This window comes from Rhodococcus sp. APC 3903, assembly GCF_030407755.1.
In the GTDB taxonomy this organism is placed as follows: Bacteria; Actinomycetota; Actinomycetes; order Mycobacteriales; family Mycobacteriaceae; genus Rhodococcus_F; species Rhodococcus_F erythropolis.
This window is the reverse complement of the sequence record NZ_JASDCV010000033.1, coordinates 1-16,932: the sequence shown is the minus strand read 5'-3', so window position 1 is coordinate 16,932 and position 16,932 is coordinate 1. Positions and strand designations below refer to the sequence as shown.

Genomic DNA, 16,932 nt, shown 5'->3' with positions numbered 1-16,932 from the left:
GATTTCCCTTCGGATGTGTTTGTTCACTGCGTCGGCGCGGCTGCACCGAGGTTTCGTACGTCGGCGGCGAGAGCGGTGAAGTCCTGCTCGACACCGCTGCCCATCGCCGAGGTCACGATCGGTCCTCCTGCGGCCAACGACCGGTCGTGACCGATCAGGCGCACCGCTCCGATCCGGCCCGCCATATGGGCACTGAGGTGATCGGCCACCGGCGTCGAACCGGGACGGACCTCGACGACGGCCACGACGACCGATGCCAACGTGTGTGCGCCGAGGGTGCTCTCGATCCATTCCAGGACGGTGGGAAGACGGTTCACGGAGTCGCCGCGACTGGACACCACCAGGACGATCACGACCGACGCATCGGCCAGGAGCGGAGCGAGATGCTGTGCACGCAAGGGGTTTCCGGCGTCGTAGATCGGAAAATGACCGGACGCGGTCAGGAGTGAGTGAACGGACTCGAGTGCCGCAGCGTCGCCGCTCAGTTCCCCGAGCGTGCGGCGACCCCACAGCACCCCGTGCTCGGAGACCCATTGGCCGGGGTTCAGCTCGCGCCCGCAGCCACGCTCGGACAGGTCACCGCCGGCGGGGGTCGTATCCACGGCGGCAGCAGTGACGAGTTCGGTGTGCAATGCACTCGCCAGGCCGACCGCTGTCGTGGTGGCTCCGACTCCACCGGCAACCCCGGCGATCAGCACAGCAGAAGGCGGTGCCAGCGGAATCAGTGCACCTTCTGGCTCGGGCACTTCATCGACCGGGGCTTCTGCCTCGGACCCGGGCACGAGCGGCGGTGCGGTGTCGTCGACCGGTGCCGACGGCTTCTCATCGGATTCGTTGTCTTCTGTCGGCTCGCCGCCCAGCCAGTCCCCTGCCCACGTCACGGCGTGCCTACGCTCTCGTTGATGGCCGCAATCAGCGTCTTTCCGTCACGCACGGTCGTGCTGATGGTTTGCGCGTATCGCACGATCGCGCCGTCCGCGGCTTTTTGGACCATCTCTACGGCGAAGACACCCGGCTGACCGGACGGGCGGATCAGAACGCAATGCTCGGTGCCGACCGGGACGCCGTCGTCGATGCCGGCTTGCAAGGTCGCCAGTTGGGTGGCCGCAGCTTCCGGAGTGGCGAAGCCTCGCGCTTTGTCCGCATTGCGATCGACGTAGAAGGCGTGCTGAAATCCGAGGATCGCATCAGGGCCAGATCCGGTACCGCCAGGGCCATTCCCGCTGATGACGTCACCCTTGACGCTGCTCGGGCACCAGGACGACGCGGCCTGCGCCCCGGCGACAGACGTCCCCGCCGCTGGCGGGGCCGTAGTGGTTCCAGGTACTTCGAGGGAGGCTGGAGCGTCCGGTTCGTCGGAACCGGAGGCCAGCGCGATTGCGGTACCGCCGACGAGGACAGCCAGCACGGCCGCAGCGGCTCCCCCGACAGCGGCTTTCGTGCGGCGGCTCCGCCCACGCGCCCGGTCGGATCCAGGGAGAGGTTCGGGGATACCGATCCGCTCCCCCGCATCCGGGGTGGTCGGTGTCGGTTCCGGATCGGTGGCCGGCAGCTCCCATTCCGATGCCCAATCCGGTTGTGTATTCAGGTCACTGACAGCGAGAGTGACGACCGGGAGCGTGCGGACAACACCGACGGGCTCACCTGCCATCGGATCGGTCGCCGGTCCGGTCTCGTCCTCATCTGCGAGTTCGAATGTGGGAGTGAGGTGTTGGGTGGGCCGGCTCACCGCAGCGACAACGGTCTCGTCTGCCGCAGGAGCGTTGCCGGTGGAAACCGGTTCGCTCTCAACAGTTTCGGCATGGCCTGGTAGGGAGTCGGGTTCTGATTCCTCATCGGGGTTTTCGGACTCGGGCTCGAAATGTACGTCGGTGTCTGGGGTTTGCTCTCCCGTGTCCACTTCGTCGGCGAACTCGGTCGGGTCCAACGGTGGAAACCAGTTCTGACCTGACATGTCGATATTTCCTCTCGTGCAAAGAAAAAGAACTTCGACTAACACCGCCGGGGCCGAAGCCCCGACCCCGGCGGCGGTAGTGATTACGCGGGATTCACTCCGGCGGCAGCAGCGCCGAGGGCCTGGCCGATCAGATCGGCGGTAGGTCCGAAGGCGTAATTCGCTTCGACGGCCGCGTTGTCGAGTGCGGCGATGACCTGATCGCCACCGGGCTGAGCGAGGACACCTTCACGTGCAGTAGTGAGCTGCGCGTTGACGTTCTCCGTGATCTGCGGAACGGACGCCACAGCATCGGTGACAACCTGCGCGACCTGCGGGGCCTGCGCCGCCAGCGCATCACTGGTCTGCGAGGTGATCGCAGGTGCGTCCGGCTCAGGAAGATTCGGCACGTCGATGTGGCGAGGCTCGGCATCGGTGTCACCGGCCCCGATTGCTCCCGCCGTCAGACCGCCCACCACAGCGCCGCCCACGGCACTGGGAATCCCGAGAAGCAAGCCACCTGCACCGGCACCGATCGCCGTGCCGACAACGCCTGTCGTCGCTTCCGGCAGTGGCGGCGGAAGCGGAACCAGACCGCCCATACCGGCCCCGATCAAACCGCCCACTGTGCCGCCACCCAATGCACCCACTGTGAACCCTGCGGTTCCGGCAGCCAAGGCACCTGCTGCGGCTCCGCCGAAGGTTGCAGCCGAGACACGCTGTGAACGATCGACGTCGACGCCGACACTGGACCAGAATGTCGCGAACTGTGAAACACCGACAGATGCAGTGTTATTGGTGCGTTCGAGATACTCGTCGGACATCCAATTGGGCTTCGGCCCGACATAATCACCCAGCTGCAACATCTGGGGCGGCGCTTCGATCGGAGCGATGATCTCGACTTCGGTCGGGAGATGGAGTGTCCCCACTTTGATCGGGTCACCGTAATACGCCGGCGCAACGTAATTCCCGCTGCTATCGCCTGCATTGTTCGGGGACGACTGCTGCGTCGACGGCGAAGGCTTCCACTGAATGTTGTCGTACTCAGCCGGAGGCGGAGTCCAGTACGAACGATCGGACGTCGGCGCAGGAACCTCAGGGGCAGTAGTAATACCCGGCTGCTCCGACGCAGGCGGAGGCGTCGTAATGCCCGGCTGCGACGGAGCGGTAATGCCCGGCTGGGTCGGCGCTGCGATCGCAACTCCGGCATTGACGAAGGCGGCTCCGACCATCGCCGCCAACGTCACGGCTGCGACCGCACCCGTCGACGGTGACCGATGACGACCACCGGACCGTGGTTTCTTGAACTGCTTCATGACATCCCTTCAAACGTGTTGTGGTTCAACAACTAACGGAACATTGGACGTGCTTGGCCGCAGAAAATGCGAGAGTTACGCGGCCTTCGATCCCGACGCAACAGCGCCGGGAAGTTCGACGGAGCGTGAAAAATGCGCCATAACAAGGGAGCCCGCAGGAATCAATGAATGTCCGACCGGGCAGAGTCGTGCGCCGACCACGAGGGCGGGTACACATGTGTGACCGATGGCCCGGCCTGCGCACGACACAGGTTCGATAACGCGATATGAGGCAACGACGAAGTATTCAGCCGAGGTCGGACGATCGGAAATGCCGGCGGGAATTAAACCGCGGGGATCAGATTCAATGGAAAGGCTGGAGATCTTTTCCATGGTTGCCTCCGGATGGTTGCGTATTCAACGACGCCACCTAGACTCGAAGACCTGTGAAGTCATCCAGCTGGGTGATGCCGCAGTGGGACCCCGGGGAGTGTTCGGACGCCAATCAGAGTCACGCCCTGGGGTTTTCTTTGTCAGCTACTTCGTTCAGTAACCACATGAATCACATGTTTTTTCATTCCCCAGCATAGCGCGTTATACCCGCGCAGCCAATGGGCGCATGGTGCCCGCTATGAAACTCCGCGCGTTGTGACTTCCGGTTACTAGGTTGGAAGAATGAACAACCGTGGACGAAGGCAAAGCGTGAGCAGGCGAATCCTGCGTAACTTCGTCCCTGACGCTCTCAAGAAGCGCAGGGAATCGCTGGGAATGTCCCGACCGGACCTTGCGCGATTCGCCGATGTCAGCGTGACTGCTATCGCGGACTGGGAGAAGGGGCGCCGAACTCCTGGGATCGACACGCTCGTGCAAGTTGCAAAGGCGCTGAAATGTGAAATTACGGACCTTGTCGATGTGCCGGACGGCGTTCGCAGTCTCGCTGATCTCCGGATACTTGCAGGCCTCACTCAGCCGCAGCTCGGGCGCGTCACCAACATCAGTACGACAGCGATCGGGGCGCTGGAGCGGGCGGAAGTGCGTCTGACCGACGAGCGTGCTGCTGTTCTGGCTGAAGCACTTGGGGTGGACGCTGAGGCCGTGAGGGCTGGCTACGACAAGGCGCGCAACCGCGGAATCGGGGAGAGTCCATGATTTCGTCTGCGGGTCCATGCTCGGTCCTTGTGGGGATGTGGCGTCTTGGTAACGCAAGTTCTCATCGTTTCGATAACTATCGTATGGTTCGGCAGTACGATAGCACTGGAACCCGACAGGTGTGTGCTCGAAATGTCGTGATCCCGAAAAACGGTGAGGAGTCGGTGCGCAATGGAGCAGCCTGCTGAAGATTCCAGCGTGTTCGCTGAGCGGCTCGAGCAGCTCTTCGCCGGTGTGCCAAATGCAGACGGCAAGCGTTACACCTTGGGGCAACTGGCCCGCCGCTCTACCGAGATGGGATACCCCATCAGTGAGACCTACCTATCCCACCTTCGAACAGGTCGGGCGAAGTCCCCTAGTTTGAAGACGGCAGCAGGTATAGCCGCAGCCTTCGGAGTGGATGTCCGCTATTTCCTCGACGAGGAAACTGCCACACGAACCAAGGCCGAACTCGACTACGCGCGACTGCGGGCGGATACGAATGTCCATGCTGTCGCCTTCCGGCTGGCGGGGTTGGACAGCGGCGATCTTGAGGTCGTCAACGACCTGATCCGCTCCTTTCGTAAGCGGCGTGGTCTACCGCTCGATCCACCTGACCTGCCGGAAGAGTAGCTAGCAAATTACGCTGGCCCTATGAAGCCAGTTGCATACCCCGCGCTCATCGAAGTGCCACCGGAGGACGCAGCGTTCCGGCACCTCCGCCTTGTGCACCGCACGCGAAAATTCCTGCGTGGCCTCGACGTCCAAGCTGTCGACCCCTATAAGCAAGCGCCACTGCTTCTTTCGGGAATTTCAGAGCTCATCGGATCCCCTATTGACCTTGAGGCTCGTTCGCTGTCGCCGCGTGGACCGTTTGCGGCCACGCTCCTCGATGACCAGGGAATCGTGATCTATTTCGAACAAGCCGCGACCCTCGTGCATCAGGTACACAACGTCGCACACGAGCTGGGTCACCTGGTCTGTGGCTCTCTGATGGAGAACCCCGACGCGGAACTCTTCGACGCACATCGGAGAGGGGACTACACCAACGTCATCGAGCATGATGCAGAAGTCGTAGCGTCCCTCGTCATGAGCTGGGCAAACCTCGCATACGCGATAGCTCCAGTTGCACAGAGCAGTGCACGGGGGCGTCACCTGGCGGCGGCATTGCAGGACAGGATTCAGTCGATATGATCTGGTTTCTCATAATCGCACGTACGTTGGTCATTTTCGGGGTGGCTCTATGGCGTGCATGGGCATTGTGGCGACGGCCTAGTAAGTCGTCTGAATGGATGGTCGTATGGGCAATCGTACTGCTCGGAATTTCGGCTCTTCTGGAGATCGCGTCTAAAGTTGATGTGATAAATGGCGGACTGCACACCTATCTGTTCGCCTGGTTGCAGTCGATGTTCCTCATGCTCGCTATCCTCAGCACTGCTCTGTACTTCATTTACTATTGGGGGAATCCAAAGGCGCGGCATGCCTATGCAGCTGTAGCCGTAACGACCTTTCTGGTATCCGTCCTCGGTGGCCTGTACTTCACATGGGTAGTGCCAGCAGGGACGGAAGTATTCGAATTCGACTCCCCCGGCGTCGTCGGATTCTATTTCTCCTCCAAGATCTTCTTTCCAATCGGGTTCCTCGTTATTTCGATGCTCTCGTTCCGCGCAGCCAAGATATCCAAAGGGGCGCTATCGCGGGGCCTGAAAGTGCTGTCGATTGGATCATTTGTCCTCGTAGCAGCCGAACTTATTCTGACGCTGCAACTTGTTTACCTGGCCAAAGACGGATACATGCCGCACAGTTTGAGGGTGCTCGGTCGTGCCGGGATGTCGCTGGGGATACTGCTATTTATCCTGGGTATCTGCATTCCTGCGATATCACAGCGCAAGGCTCAGTTGGCGTTACGAAGAAAATACAAAAAGGATATTTCGGCGATGACCGCCCTCTGGGACGACTTGTCCCAAAAGTTCCCTAGGCATGAGTTGAAAAAGCGTTCAGGCCCCCTGGCGTCGATACTTCCAAGACGAACTTCTTTGATGATTCGTCACTATAGAATGTTCATAGAGATCAGGGACGGATTGATCCGTCTGAGTTCTAGTATCGTTCCCGAGGACTACGCCGCAGTCGGCGCAGCCGCGAACGCTAGAGAAATTCGTAAACTTCTGGAAAGCCCTGACGAGTTAGAGATCATCGTCCCGGTTCACCTGATTGTTGCCCCGGATGGTGATTCCTTCGATGAAGATGTGAAATCCATTGTCGAATTCTCCCTGCTCTATTCCGCAGCCGAAGGAAAAGCATGAACCAGATAGTAATCGTAGGTGCCGGAATCGCGGGACTAACTCTGGCCACAGCACTCAGACAGAGAAATATCGAAGTGCTTGTCTTGGAGAGACGGACCGACCTGAGTTCGCAGGGAGGGGCGTACCTGACAATCTCGGGACAGGCGATCGACCAGCTGATCTCGATTGGAGTCAGCGAAGAACTTCGTCACGTCGGCGTAGCCGTCAAGAAAATCGTTCGAGCGGGATCAGGAAAGTCATCCGGCGCACCACTGCCTGTCTCGGATTTAGGCACTGAGTTCAGACACCTGTGGAGAGCCGACCTGATCGACTACCTGGCGCAATCAGCGACCGAGGCCGGCGCCGAGATTGAAACGGGTGTGGACGTTGTCTCGGTCGTATCCAATGGGGACCGCGCAACAGTGTCCACCGCGGGGCGAGATGTTCAGGCTCAATTCGTTTTCGGCTGTGACGGTGTCGGCTCGGCGGTGCGCTCGAGCAACCCCTTGACCGGACCTGACGCTACTTATCAGGGGCAGACAGTGATCTACGCCCACATTCCAACCGCTGACGCAAGCGAAGAAGCAGGCGTTCTGTCCTTTTTGAAGGAGAACTTCGACGGAGGCCTTGGCGACGACACCTTGGGATATCTGAACGGTGACGGTGGTCAAGGGCTCTTCTGGTTCGCGAGGCTAGCCGCCGAGGAGCCACTCCCGAAGAGCGAATGCGGGCGGCAGTCCATCGAGAACTGGTCAGACGTTCTTACTCAGAGACTCGGTTTCGCAGAACTCACGCCATCACTGCTGGAGCGCACGAACGAAGTGTTCGTAGCGAATGCGACAGCCCACGACAACATGCCTAGCTGGAGAAGTGGGCGGACGATGGTTATCGGGGACGCAGCACACGCAGCCTCCCCTGCATCTGGAAGCGGCGCCACGGAGGCGATCGGTGATGCGCTGGCTGTAGCAACCGCCCTCGCTGCTGGTCTGGAACATGGAAGCTCGCTGGAGGGCTCTCTGGACGAAGCCGCGCAGGTGCGCACAGCCGCCTTGGCTAATCGCAGAAGATAGAGAACGCTCGCCCGCCGATCCTCAGATCGTGCAGCTAAAATCTACGATGATAGATTTTGTTGATACGTCTACGGCGTGTCGAACCCTCAGCGGGGCGCGAGTGCTGCACCATCGTAACTGTCCCAGAAAACGAAGTGTCTGGCGGAAGGAAGATTGCGATGGGTCGCAGAAGCAAGGGCGAGCGCGGTGAGTACAAAGCACGCGTCCCGGCCCGCGTTGACGTCGAGGCGCTCGCTGCCGCACGCGGTTGTTCCTCAGTGAGCGTCTACATATCCGATCTCATTTGCTTGGACGCCGGACGGCCTGAACTCGCCGAAGAACTTCGCCAGGGGGTGCTGCCACTCTCTGCCTAAAAGCGCCCGTGATCAGGCACAACCAACGTCTGATTCACCGACCGCCACATCCTCTGTGGCACCGCTGACCAGCTGAGAAATAGAAGAACCCCCGGCGGGTAGGCCGAGGGTCCGTCGAAGTTGTGTGAGATTCGAGTTACCAGCTCGATTCTCAGCGGTGCTGCTATATCCCCGAAGGGACTGTCTTGCGTGACAGGTCTCAGGGTACATCGCGCTCTGATGAAGTTTCAATAATTGACTCGCGTGTCTCAGCGATGGAGCACACGCCCGCACCCATACAGCGCCCGTATTGCGGTAGCAGCCCTACGCGGCGCCGGTACGGAACAGCGCGGACACCGCGCAGAATGCAGGGGCACCTGTATGGGCACCAATGCCATGCCCTGACCCCGATGCTGCTCAAAACGCTCGGCAGGGATGCTGCATGCCGACGTTATTGCAAGGTCGCACTCGAACTAGAGGACGGCACATACGGCGGCATCGCTCGATGGCGAGGCGCCCAACATTGGGTCGAGATCGTCGTGCGTTGCGCCTTCACCGCTGAATACACACGGATTCGACCGGCACTAGTCCGGTCGTCTGGCGGGGGAATCAGCCTCAAGTCCTTGCTCGCCGTGGCGACCGTTATGGCGGAAGCCGCCGATTTCGATACCGGCCGCAACTCACGCATGACCGTAGAGACCATCGCCGAACGCATCAAGGGCGGCGAACGCACAGTCCAGCGAGCTCGACAAGCCCTCAAACTGCTGCGCGTGGCCACAGAGGTTCTCCGCGGCCGACTCCGCACCAAGGACGAGCGATATGCCTCATGGAGATTCAACGACAAGGCACGCGGCTGGGCCTCCGTATGGGCATTGCACCCAAGGAAGCCTGTGGATAAAACCCGCATTGTGGTCGCCGGATCCATACAAATGGCACCCCACCCCCGCAGGGGTCACTTCCTAAGCTTCACCTCTCGTAGAGAGGTTCTTAATACAAAACGATCTGTGGATAAACGAGCCGCTTCGCGGCGCAAGGAGTCCAAGGCGGAGGTCGAGAAGGCCGAAGCGACCAGGAAAGGCCTGTTACTCGCATCCAAATGGCTCAGCAACCCACGAACTCCGGTCTGGGCGCGACGGCACACCCCCCGAGGATGGGCACCCGCACTGACCGAACCAGCCGTACACGGTTGGACGGCCGGGGATCTCAACGACGCGATCAACACCTGGAGCAAGGCCACACGGATGGCACCAAACCCGAAGCACCCCATCGCGTTCATCCGTTGGCTCATGAAGCAGCAGGATCTCGCCTTCCCGCCACACGTTCTCGCTCAGATAGCCGCTGACCAGGAAAAAGCCGAGCGTGAACGCCAGGCAGCAGCGTTCGAGGCGGAACGCAACCGCTACGCATCAGCCGCGTCCGAGGATTCCCCCGGCCGCCAAGCTGCCCGTTTCGTCGCCCGCCGAGCCGCCGACAGCTCCCGCATCCGAAAGACCCAGGCATCCGCGCGCGAGAATGAAACCTCGCCCGTGTGGATCACCCATCTGTCGGATCGAGGTAAGCGATGAACGGTAAACGCCCGTCCCCGAAGCAGCCGACCATCAAGCGCCGGCCGCTCTCCCCCTGCCAGACAGTCCCCCAGATCCACGAACGGTTGCGCACCGGCGCAAAGACGATCGTCATCGACCATCTCAACGACGAACCTCTAGAACTCACCGACGCCGAGCTCGTCGACGGCATCACGATCCGTATCGTCGGCGTCTCACGGGTCATGATCACCCGACTGACACCCGAAACGAAGCGCAGCACCCAAATCGTGGCCACTGACGCCGCACGATCCCAACTCTTCGGAAACACGACCCTTTTCGCCTACGGGAACGCCCATACCGACGCATTCGACACCACACGCGTCCGCGCAACCAACCGCGCCACAAGCAACCTCGTCGACGACTCCTTCGGCGAAGTCGGAGAAGACACCACCACCTATGCCTACGACAACGCGACCGTGCACTCCTACGACCAAGCCGCAGTGCACGCAACAGACAGTGTTTCTCTCGTTCACCACAGCTCGACGCCGGCCGAGGTTGAACACGGCGTGACAGTCTTCGGCCCAGCACGAAACAACATCCGACTCCGACCGAAGAAAGCATGAGCCGAGGATTGATCATTTGCATCTGACGCCGGCCGTCCGGAGTAATGAGAGTGCTCTGTGGGGCAGGACGCAAAGCCTGACTGACGTGGCTTGTAGCGCATGCAAAAACTGGCCAGCGTGATCCGAAGGTGAGGCTCAAGACCGGCGCCCAACCACAACCCCTTCACTCCCCTATCCACTTTGAAGGCTGAGCTGGACGTGCACCCACCGTGCGATGCCACGGCTCGCCTTCGCGGCCTGCAATTTTGCGCGATTGCGGCGGTCCGAATCGGAAATTGCGCCGAACCGAGCGCAAAATACCAGCATTACTGCCAATAGCAGTGATGGCGTTGCGTGCGGTTGAGCGTCCAACGGGCTGAATGGCAGGTATGACAGTAATGCCAGTATTCCTGGTTCGGCTGGCTTTCCTGAGTGGGCTCCGCCCTCCATTTCTGGCTCTCGATTGCACTAATGCCGTTAATGCTGCTATTAGCAACACGCAGTTCTCAGAGGTTTTCGGGAAGTTGCGTAGTTGTGCCAGCAATAACAGTATTACTGGCATTGGTCGCGTCACGTTGCGGTTGGCGACCGAGAATGCCAGTGATTCCCAATAATGCTGGCATTACTGATATTGCTTGCATTAGTGGCTATCACGTGGAATGCTGGCAATACCGTCAAACGCGCCAATGCTGTCGAAGGAGAGCGATGCAGACCGACTTTCGCGAAACACGTAAAAGGGTGATCGCTGTCATCAACGGCAAGGGCGGCGTCTTGAAGACGACCCTGACAGCCAACGTCGGCGGAGAATTGGCCGCCTCCGGTCAGAAGGTCCTGCTCGTCGACCTCGACCCTCAGGGAAACCTCGCCGAAGACCTCGGGTACACCAGTGAAACCGGGGATGATCAGGGGAGATCGCTTGCCAGCGCAATCGCTTTCGGCGGCGACGCAAAACCCATCGAAGATGTCCGTGCAAATCTCGACGTCCTCCCCGGGGGAGTGCACCTCGAACAGGCGACAGCAGCACTAGCCGCTATGGCGTCCAAAGATCCAGATGGCGCAAAACTTGCCCTTGCACGGGTCCTTGCTCCAATGGCGGCCACCTACGACATGGTCCTCATCGATTGCCCGCCCGGCGACGAAACCCTGCAGACAGCAGCGTTAGCCGCCGCAAAATGGGCATTCGTGCCCGTCAAATCCGATGCATCCAGTCGAAAAGGAATGGCAGCCGTTGCGCTCCGTATCGACGCCGTCGCCGCAATCAACCCCGACCTGGACCTACTGGGCGTCGTTCTCGTAGCCGTCGGTACATCAGCGAAGACCGTGCTCAAACAAGCAAGGTCCGCGATCGCAGAGGCGTTCGGCAACGACGACGTCGTTTTTACAGCCACCGTTCGTCACTCCGAGGCGACCGCCCAAGCAACACGGGAGCGGGGCATGCTCGCAGCCGAACTCGATGCAGTCGTCCGAAGCGGTCCGAAATGGTACGACGTCATCAAAGGCAACGCCGAGCCTCAGGCTCTCGCGCCGAAATCGTCCAAATCCGTTGCAGACGACCTCTTTGCAGTCGCGCAAGAAGTTGTCACCCGCGTTGCAACAGCGGAAAGAGAGGAAGCACGGGTATGAATGAGCGGCCCGACCGAAAGCTCGCGGCGCTACCTCCGCGAAACGTGACTGGTGACTTGTCTCGAATGCAGAGATCCAACCGCACCCCCGCACAAGCCCCTCCGCTTCCACAGCCCACGCCTTCAGTTGTGGAAAAGCCTAAGCCCAAACGTATTACGGTTTACGTCGACCAAGAGGTATTCAGTCGCGCCCGAGGTGCTTACCGAAACACAAGCCACCTTGAGGACGACAAATCCTGGTCGCAATTCGTGGAGAAAGCGCTGGCGGCAGAGGCAGAACGCCGGGAGACCGTGCACAACAGCGGCAACCAATACGAAGCAGAAACCGGCGCACTTCCCAGCGGGCGCCCCATCTCAGACGACTGACCTACACAACGAAGGAGCCCCGCCGGATGCAACCGGCGAGGCTCCAGACCGGGAAACCACTTGAAGGAAGAAACCCGATCATGACCGACTTTAGCCTCCGGGCTGCCCGTATTCAGCTAGGCGCATTGCTCGCAGCCCTCGCACTCGCGATCGTCATCGCACTCGGTATCACCACCGGCGCATTCGTACTTTCCTTCGCCGTGCAACGAGACCTCGCGCGGCAAGCACTGATCCCAGAACACCTGACCTGGATTTTCCCGGCGATCGTCGATAGCGCGATCCTCGGCGCCACAATCGCCATCGTCATCATCAGCAAGCTCAACATGAACAAGCGCGACAGAGGCTTCTACATCGCACTCGCCGTCAGTGTCGTCGTGATCAGCATCCTCGGAAACGCGTACCACGCCTATCATGCAGCGATCGCCGCACGGGAGCTTATCGGTGGCGGGGGAGACCTCGGCTTCATTCCGCTCGCACCGGCTATTGCAGCGGCTATTGCGATCATTCCTCCGGCCCTGGTCTTGGCATTCACGCACGGAATCACGATTCTGGTGAAAGCAGTCGGAATGGCCTACGCCGCTTACCGCGCGATCGTCGAAAAGACCACCGACAGTGAGGATGTAAAGAGTGTCATGCCTGACCTCGCCGCCGGCGGGGAACCGATCCGCGACGTTCACGCCTTCAACAAGATCGACCGCGATGTTGCAGAGCCTGTGGAAGCGAGACGAAACGATGACGCCTCATCGGTGGATGCGCAGGCTCACCAGCATGACGTTATTGCGGACTTTGCGGAGCCGTTTTTCGTCGACGAAATGACGGATGAGGGTCTCAACGACATTGATGCCCAAGGCACCGTTACGGCATTCGGTCGCGGCCGAAATGCCGAAGAAACGCAGACCGACACCGATGCCGGCATAGACGATCTCATGGCCTTCATTGCCGGGGCGGATCTTGCGCCGAACGTGAAGGACACGGCAGTCCGCAAGCTCACGAACCCGAACCTCACGTGGGAGATGATCGCTCAGGAGTCGAAGCCGCCTGTCGCAACGTCGACCGCATGGCGCCGGTACGAGAAGTTCGATACCGCGGCTCGTGCAGCAGGATTCGAGAGTCCGCCGCTACCAGACCTGCGCGCCGCCGAGAATCCGATGCGCAGCGAGCTCACCACCGTTTGATCCACACCAATAAATGGGTGGCCCCGACAGTGCGCTAACACCGTCAGGGCCGATGACCACAGATTGGACCTGTGACCATGAACGATCATAACGACCGCTCCGAAGGCATCGGCCACGGCCAGACCGGCCGCCCACCTCGGCAGCGGAGAGCAGAAATCACCCGCGAGGGGATCCTTGAGGCGTCCGCAACCCTGTTCAGCAGGACGGGTTTCGCGGGTACCAGCGCCGACGACATCGTCACGCTCTCCCCAGTCACCAAGGGCGCGATGTACTTTCACTTCTCGAAGAAAGAATCCATCGCGAGCGAGATACTCCGCCGATGGTCCGACGCAGTGTCCGAGACAGTCGAGAAAGCTGCGGCGACAGGACAACCCGCCGACCGGCAAATACTGATGATCTATCGCGAACTCGCCTTTCGCGCCCAAAATGAGCCGATCATCCGCGCCGGCGTCGTCCTGTCCGTCGATCGGTCTCTCAAGGATGCCCGTGTTACCTACGAAGCGTGGACCGAAGCCCTCACGCCGATCGTCGTCGATGCTATCCGCTGCGGCGCCCTCGACTGCGCGGAAAGTATGTCCAGGCTCGCCGACACACTCTGCGCCGGATTCGTCGGCGCTGTACAGGTTGCAGCTAGTCTCGATGAGAACCACACCATCACCAGACGAGTCGATGATCTGCTGCTGATGTGGCGCGGAACCGACCCGGCCGCCGCTCGCATGGTCGAAGGAGCATCCCTGTGAACAGCCCCAACGAACCGGCACTCACCCCGGAAAGCCCGGAAAGCACTGCCACCATGAGAACCAGCCCCCGCATCGGCCGCGCTCCCGGCAGCAAGAACTCGGCGCCCCAGGCCCGCGCAGTGCGAACACGAGAAGCGATCATCGCCGTCGCAGCCCGTCATTTCGACACCGACGGATACGGCCAGACCAGCATGAACACCATCACGCGCACCGGCAAATTCGCCAAAGGCGCTATGTACTACCACTTCCCATCCAAAGACGCGATCGCAGAACACCTCATCTCAGACTGGAAGCGCACCGTCAACGAATCCATCAGCAAAGCGCTGGCGACCGGTTCGAGCACCACGGCAGGGGAGAAGCTGACAGCGATCTTCACATCCCTCGCACACCAGATCGCCGAGAACACCAACCTGCGCGCCGGAATGAAACTCACCCTCGAACCCGCCATCGACAACGGCTCAGCCTTCGCACACTGGGTCGACGCCATCAGCGACATCATCGAAAACTTCATCACCGACGGAGAACTCGCCGACACCCCCACCACACACCGACTCGCATGGAACCTATGCGCCGGCACCATCGGAGCAGTCACCGCATCAGCAACGCTGCGAGAAGACATCGATCTCCCAACCCGCATCGCAGACGCGGTAACAGCACAGCTGCGCAATGCACTCACACCCGCCTGACCCAAACTACGGGTACCGACCTCAACAAAAAGCCGCGAAATTGCCTGAGGGACAACTAGACCGACAACATCTGCACCATTGACTTAGCGGCCGGATCCCACCTTCGAGCTCAGTTCTCGACCCGAGGGGTCCGGTCGCTGGCTTCCCGCTCGATCCGCGCAAGCTGAATATTCGTATACAACGACGAACGCTTCAAACCCGTGTTCTTACACAGAGTTTCGATCTTGAACTGACCCGTCTCATAAATTTGCAGTAGGTACGCACGCTCCTCGGGCGAAAGCTTGTGCGGCCTACCTTTCATCTTCCCAGCAGCCGTCGCGGCGGCAACAGCATCACGAGTGCGCGAACGAATCAGATCCGACTCGAACTCAGCCATCAACGCAAGAATGCCAATGAACATCTTCCCCATCGGATCAGCCGGGTCATACACCTGACCATCAATCGACAGCGACACACCCTTCTCCGCGATCCGCTCTACCGTCTCATGCAAATCCTTCGCCGAGCGAGACAGCCGATCGAGCTTCGTCACACAAAACACGTCGCCGGCGCGAGCCGCGTTGATCGCATTATCCAAACCCGGCCGACGAGCCTGCCGGCCACTGACACCATGATCGACGTAGACCATGTCACGATCCACACCGGCCTTCACCAGAAGATCCACCTGAACCGCCGTGTCCTGCCGGACCGTACTGCACCGCGCATACCCGATTTTCACGCCACCCCCACTGCCGAACACGAATTGTCCACTAGAGCCTATGCCATAACGGACAGATCCAACGGACACCCAAATTGGACGTTTTGGTACGAAATTTCGCCACGTCAGTCGCGCCCAGACGGCCGTTCTTCACCGTCCGGTATGACGAGGGTCAAAACGCACACCCAAAGCCGCAGGAGGCCGATCAGCGCCCAAATCGCAATTTTCGGCCTGTTCGCGGTCTGTGGCAGCAGCTCGCATACACCTCGACCGAACAGCCCACGATCAAGGCGACCAGACTCACCAGGCGAAACCCCGCCGAAGGGCATCGGTTCTTCGCGCCGGCCGAAGCGCGATGCCACCGAATGGAGCTTCGAGATACTCAGCGACCCCCACAAGATTCGGTCAAATGGGTTCGGATCCGCGTTTCCTCCTGCAGCAACACCAGACAAGATGCGAATCAGGCGCACCCGGGAGTGACTCAATTGCACAGCATTCGTAGGGTTTGACGGACTGGGGAACGCACAGCGATCTTCCGCAGCGAACCTTCGTATGGATGCAAACGGACCGCGAACGACTCATGCGACTGATTGCAGACCGCAGGACCAGTCTCAAACAGTCTCCACAACGATCTTTCGCCGCCAAACAGACTGCGCAACGCCTTGCGCAGCTGAATACAGACACGAACACGGTTCGCACACAGCTTTCGTAGCGATCTTTCACCACTCAAATGACGTACGGAACGACTTGTACAGCTGTTTTCCAGTCGCGAACGGCTCGCATAGACTTGGAATCGCGATCGGCTAGCGGTACAAATAACAGCACAAGAGATACGAATAAGTTTAAATAACATCAGCAGTCTGATACTCTAGGTCCTACAACGTAAGAACCCCCCAGTCCGGGAAGACTGAGGGGAACGTACGTAAAACTAAATAGAGACCAGCTGATCAAACAGCTGATCGAGCGCAAATCGGGCGAAGACGCTTGCGAGGCACTTCCCGATTTCACGCCAGATGTTCTTATCTTGGCGCTTTGCGATCATCGATCTCTCCTTTCTTCAGTTGTGTCGCAAAAGACAGGCCGTCACCCTAGGGTGAACGGCCTAGTCGTCTGCTAGGAGATACTGTAACAGACGGTCGGACTTTCCGTCGCATAACACGAGAATCGTGCGTCAACTCGATCCCGTGGCGCAGCACACCGTCACCCCAGCTTGTAAAAGCGCTGTTCAGGGCTATTTCAAGATTGTGGGATCTTCACCCCTGCATCTCCGCACGGCAACGACCTCCTCAATCATCCATGCCCGGCCTCATCGTCGACTGTCGGTTAGCCGACGGAAGTTCGGATCCGCGACAGCCGACACCCGAACCGTGTCCGACCTCTCGAGTACGATCAGACTGCGACGGGCATCAGGTCGCCACTCTGGCCGGACCGAAGCGAAAGCCGAAGTCCTGACCTGCAACAACCCTTGCAGATCGGTCACA

Annotated in this window: 17 protein-coding genes; 13 read left to right on the top strand and 4 right to left on the bottom strand. The window is 60.0% G+C overall.

Translation table 11 applies throughout. The features are described from left to right. Positions 1-23 precede the first annotated feature (23 nt). From QMA15_RS29450 to QMA15_RS29440, 3 genes are all read right to left on the bottom strand, one after another. Positions 24-881 (bottom strand): hypothetical protein, encoded by an 858-nt coding sequence (locus QMA15_RS29450; protein WP_290287963.1) that lies wholly within the window; start codon positions 879-881, stop codon positions 24-26. Then, positions 878-1,954 (bottom strand): hypothetical protein, encoded by a 1,077-nt coding sequence (locus tag QMA15_RS29445; protein WP_290287960.1) that lies wholly within the window; start codon positions 1,952-1,954, stop codon positions 878-880. Before QMA15_RS29445 ends, QMA15_RS29450 begins: the two co-directional genes overlap by 4 nt. A gap of 83 nt (positions 1,955-2,037) precedes the next feature. Beyond that, entirely contained in the window at positions 2,038-3,249 is a 1,212-nt protein-coding gene (locus QMA15_RS29440) for an insoluble domain protein (protein WP_290287958.1), read from the bottom strand. A gap of 681 nt (positions 3,250-3,930) precedes the next feature. On the opposite strand from QMA15_RS29440, the gene QMA15_RS29435 reads away from it, so the two are divergent. The 13 genes from QMA15_RS29435 (at position 3,931) to QMA15_RS29380 (ending at position 14,757) form a co-directional block, all read left to right on the top strand. Continuing rightward, positions 3,931-4,377 (top strand): helix-turn-helix transcriptional regulator, encoded by a 447-nt coding sequence (locus QMA15_RS29435; RefSeq protein WP_099698589.1) that lies wholly within the window; start codon positions 3,931-3,933, stop codon positions 4,375-4,377. 171 nt (positions 4,378-4,548) lie between these two features. Then, positions 4,549-4,989 carry a helix-turn-helix domain-containing protein gene (locus QMA15_RS29430; RefSeq protein ID WP_290287950.1) on the top strand — a complete coding sequence of 147 codons (441 nt, stop codon included), beginning with the start codon at positions 4,549-4,551 and terminating at the stop codon, positions 4,987-4,989. 21 nt (positions 4,990-5,010) lie between these two features. Further along, positions 5,011-5,550: a hypothetical protein gene (locus QMA15_RS29425; protein WP_290287949.1), complete on the top strand. Its 540-nt coding sequence runs from the start codon at positions 5,011-5,013 to the stop codon at positions 5,548-5,550. Continuing rightward, positions 5,547-6,659, top strand: coding sequence for an MAB_1171c family putative transporter (locus QMA15_RS29420; protein WP_356702761.1), 1,113 nt, complete (start codon positions 5,547-5,549; stop codon positions 6,657-6,659). The genes QMA15_RS29425 and QMA15_RS29420 overlap by 4 nt, the downstream gene beginning before the upstream one ends. After that, on the top strand, positions 6,656-7,708 hold the full coding sequence (locus QMA15_RS29415) for an NAD(P)/FAD-dependent oxidoreductase (RefSeq protein ID WP_290287944.1): 1,053 nt from the start codon (positions 6,656-6,658) through the stop codon (positions 7,706-7,708). Before QMA15_RS29420 ends, QMA15_RS29415 begins: the two co-directional genes overlap by 4 nt. Positions 7,709-7,866: 158 nt before the next feature. Continuing rightward, positions 7,867-8,061 carry a toxin-antitoxin system gene (locus QMA15_RS29410; RefSeq protein ID WP_113684333.1) on the top strand — a complete coding sequence of 65 codons (195 nt, stop codon included), beginning with the start codon at positions 7,867-7,869 and terminating at the stop codon, positions 8,059-8,061. Positions 8,062-9,044: 983 nt separating this feature from the next. Beyond that, the gene (locus tag QMA15_RS29405; RefSeq protein WP_290287937.1) at positions 9,045-9,605 is read left to right on the top strand and encodes a hypothetical protein; all 561 of its coding nucleotides are present in this window, start codon (positions 9,045-9,047) and stop codon (positions 9,603-9,605) included. Next, complete coding sequence (locus tag QMA15_RS29400) at positions 9,602-10,189, top strand: hypothetical protein (RefSeq protein WP_290287934.1); 588 nt, start codon at positions 9,602-9,604, stop codon at positions 10,187-10,189. The genes QMA15_RS29405 and QMA15_RS29400 overlap by 4 nt, the downstream gene beginning before the upstream one ends. A gap of 684 nt (positions 10,190-10,873) precedes the next feature. Further along, complete coding sequence (locus QMA15_RS29395; protein ID WP_290287932.1) at positions 10,874-11,791, top strand: ParA family protein; 918 nt, start codon at positions 10,874-10,876, stop codon at positions 11,789-11,791. After that, positions 11,788-12,156, top strand: coding sequence for a hypothetical protein (locus QMA15_RS32875; protein WP_356702756.1), 369 nt, complete (start codon positions 11,788-11,790; stop codon positions 12,154-12,156). Before QMA15_RS29395 ends, QMA15_RS32875 begins: the two co-directional genes overlap by 4 nt. A gap of 80 nt (positions 12,157-12,236) precedes the next feature. Beyond that, the gene (locus QMA15_RS29390) at positions 12,237-13,331 is read left to right on the top strand and encodes a DUF2637 domain-containing protein (RefSeq protein ID WP_290287928.1); all 1,095 of its coding nucleotides are present in this window, start codon (positions 12,237-12,239) and stop codon (positions 13,329-13,331) included. Positions 13,332-13,408: 77 nt separating this feature from the next. Beyond that, a complete protein-coding gene (locus QMA15_RS29385; RefSeq protein WP_290287927.1) occupies positions 13,409-14,071 on the top strand; it encodes a TetR family transcriptional regulator in 663 nt (220 codons plus the stop codon). Further along, the gene (locus tag QMA15_RS29380) at positions 14,068-14,757 is read left to right on the top strand and encodes a TetR/AcrR family transcriptional regulator (protein ID WP_290287925.1); all 690 of its coding nucleotides are present in this window, start codon (positions 14,068-14,070) and stop codon (positions 14,755-14,757) included. Before QMA15_RS29385 ends, QMA15_RS29380 begins: the two co-directional genes overlap by 4 nt. Positions 14,758-14,866: 109 nt before the next feature. Here QMA15_RS29380 and QMA15_RS29375 read toward each other — a convergent pair whose 3' ends face one another. Further along, a complete protein-coding gene (locus tag QMA15_RS29375; RefSeq protein WP_020971567.1) occupies positions 14,867-15,472 on the bottom strand; it encodes a recombinase family protein in 606 nt (201 codons plus the stop codon). Between the last annotated feature and the right edge of the window lie 1,460 nt (positions 15,473-16,932).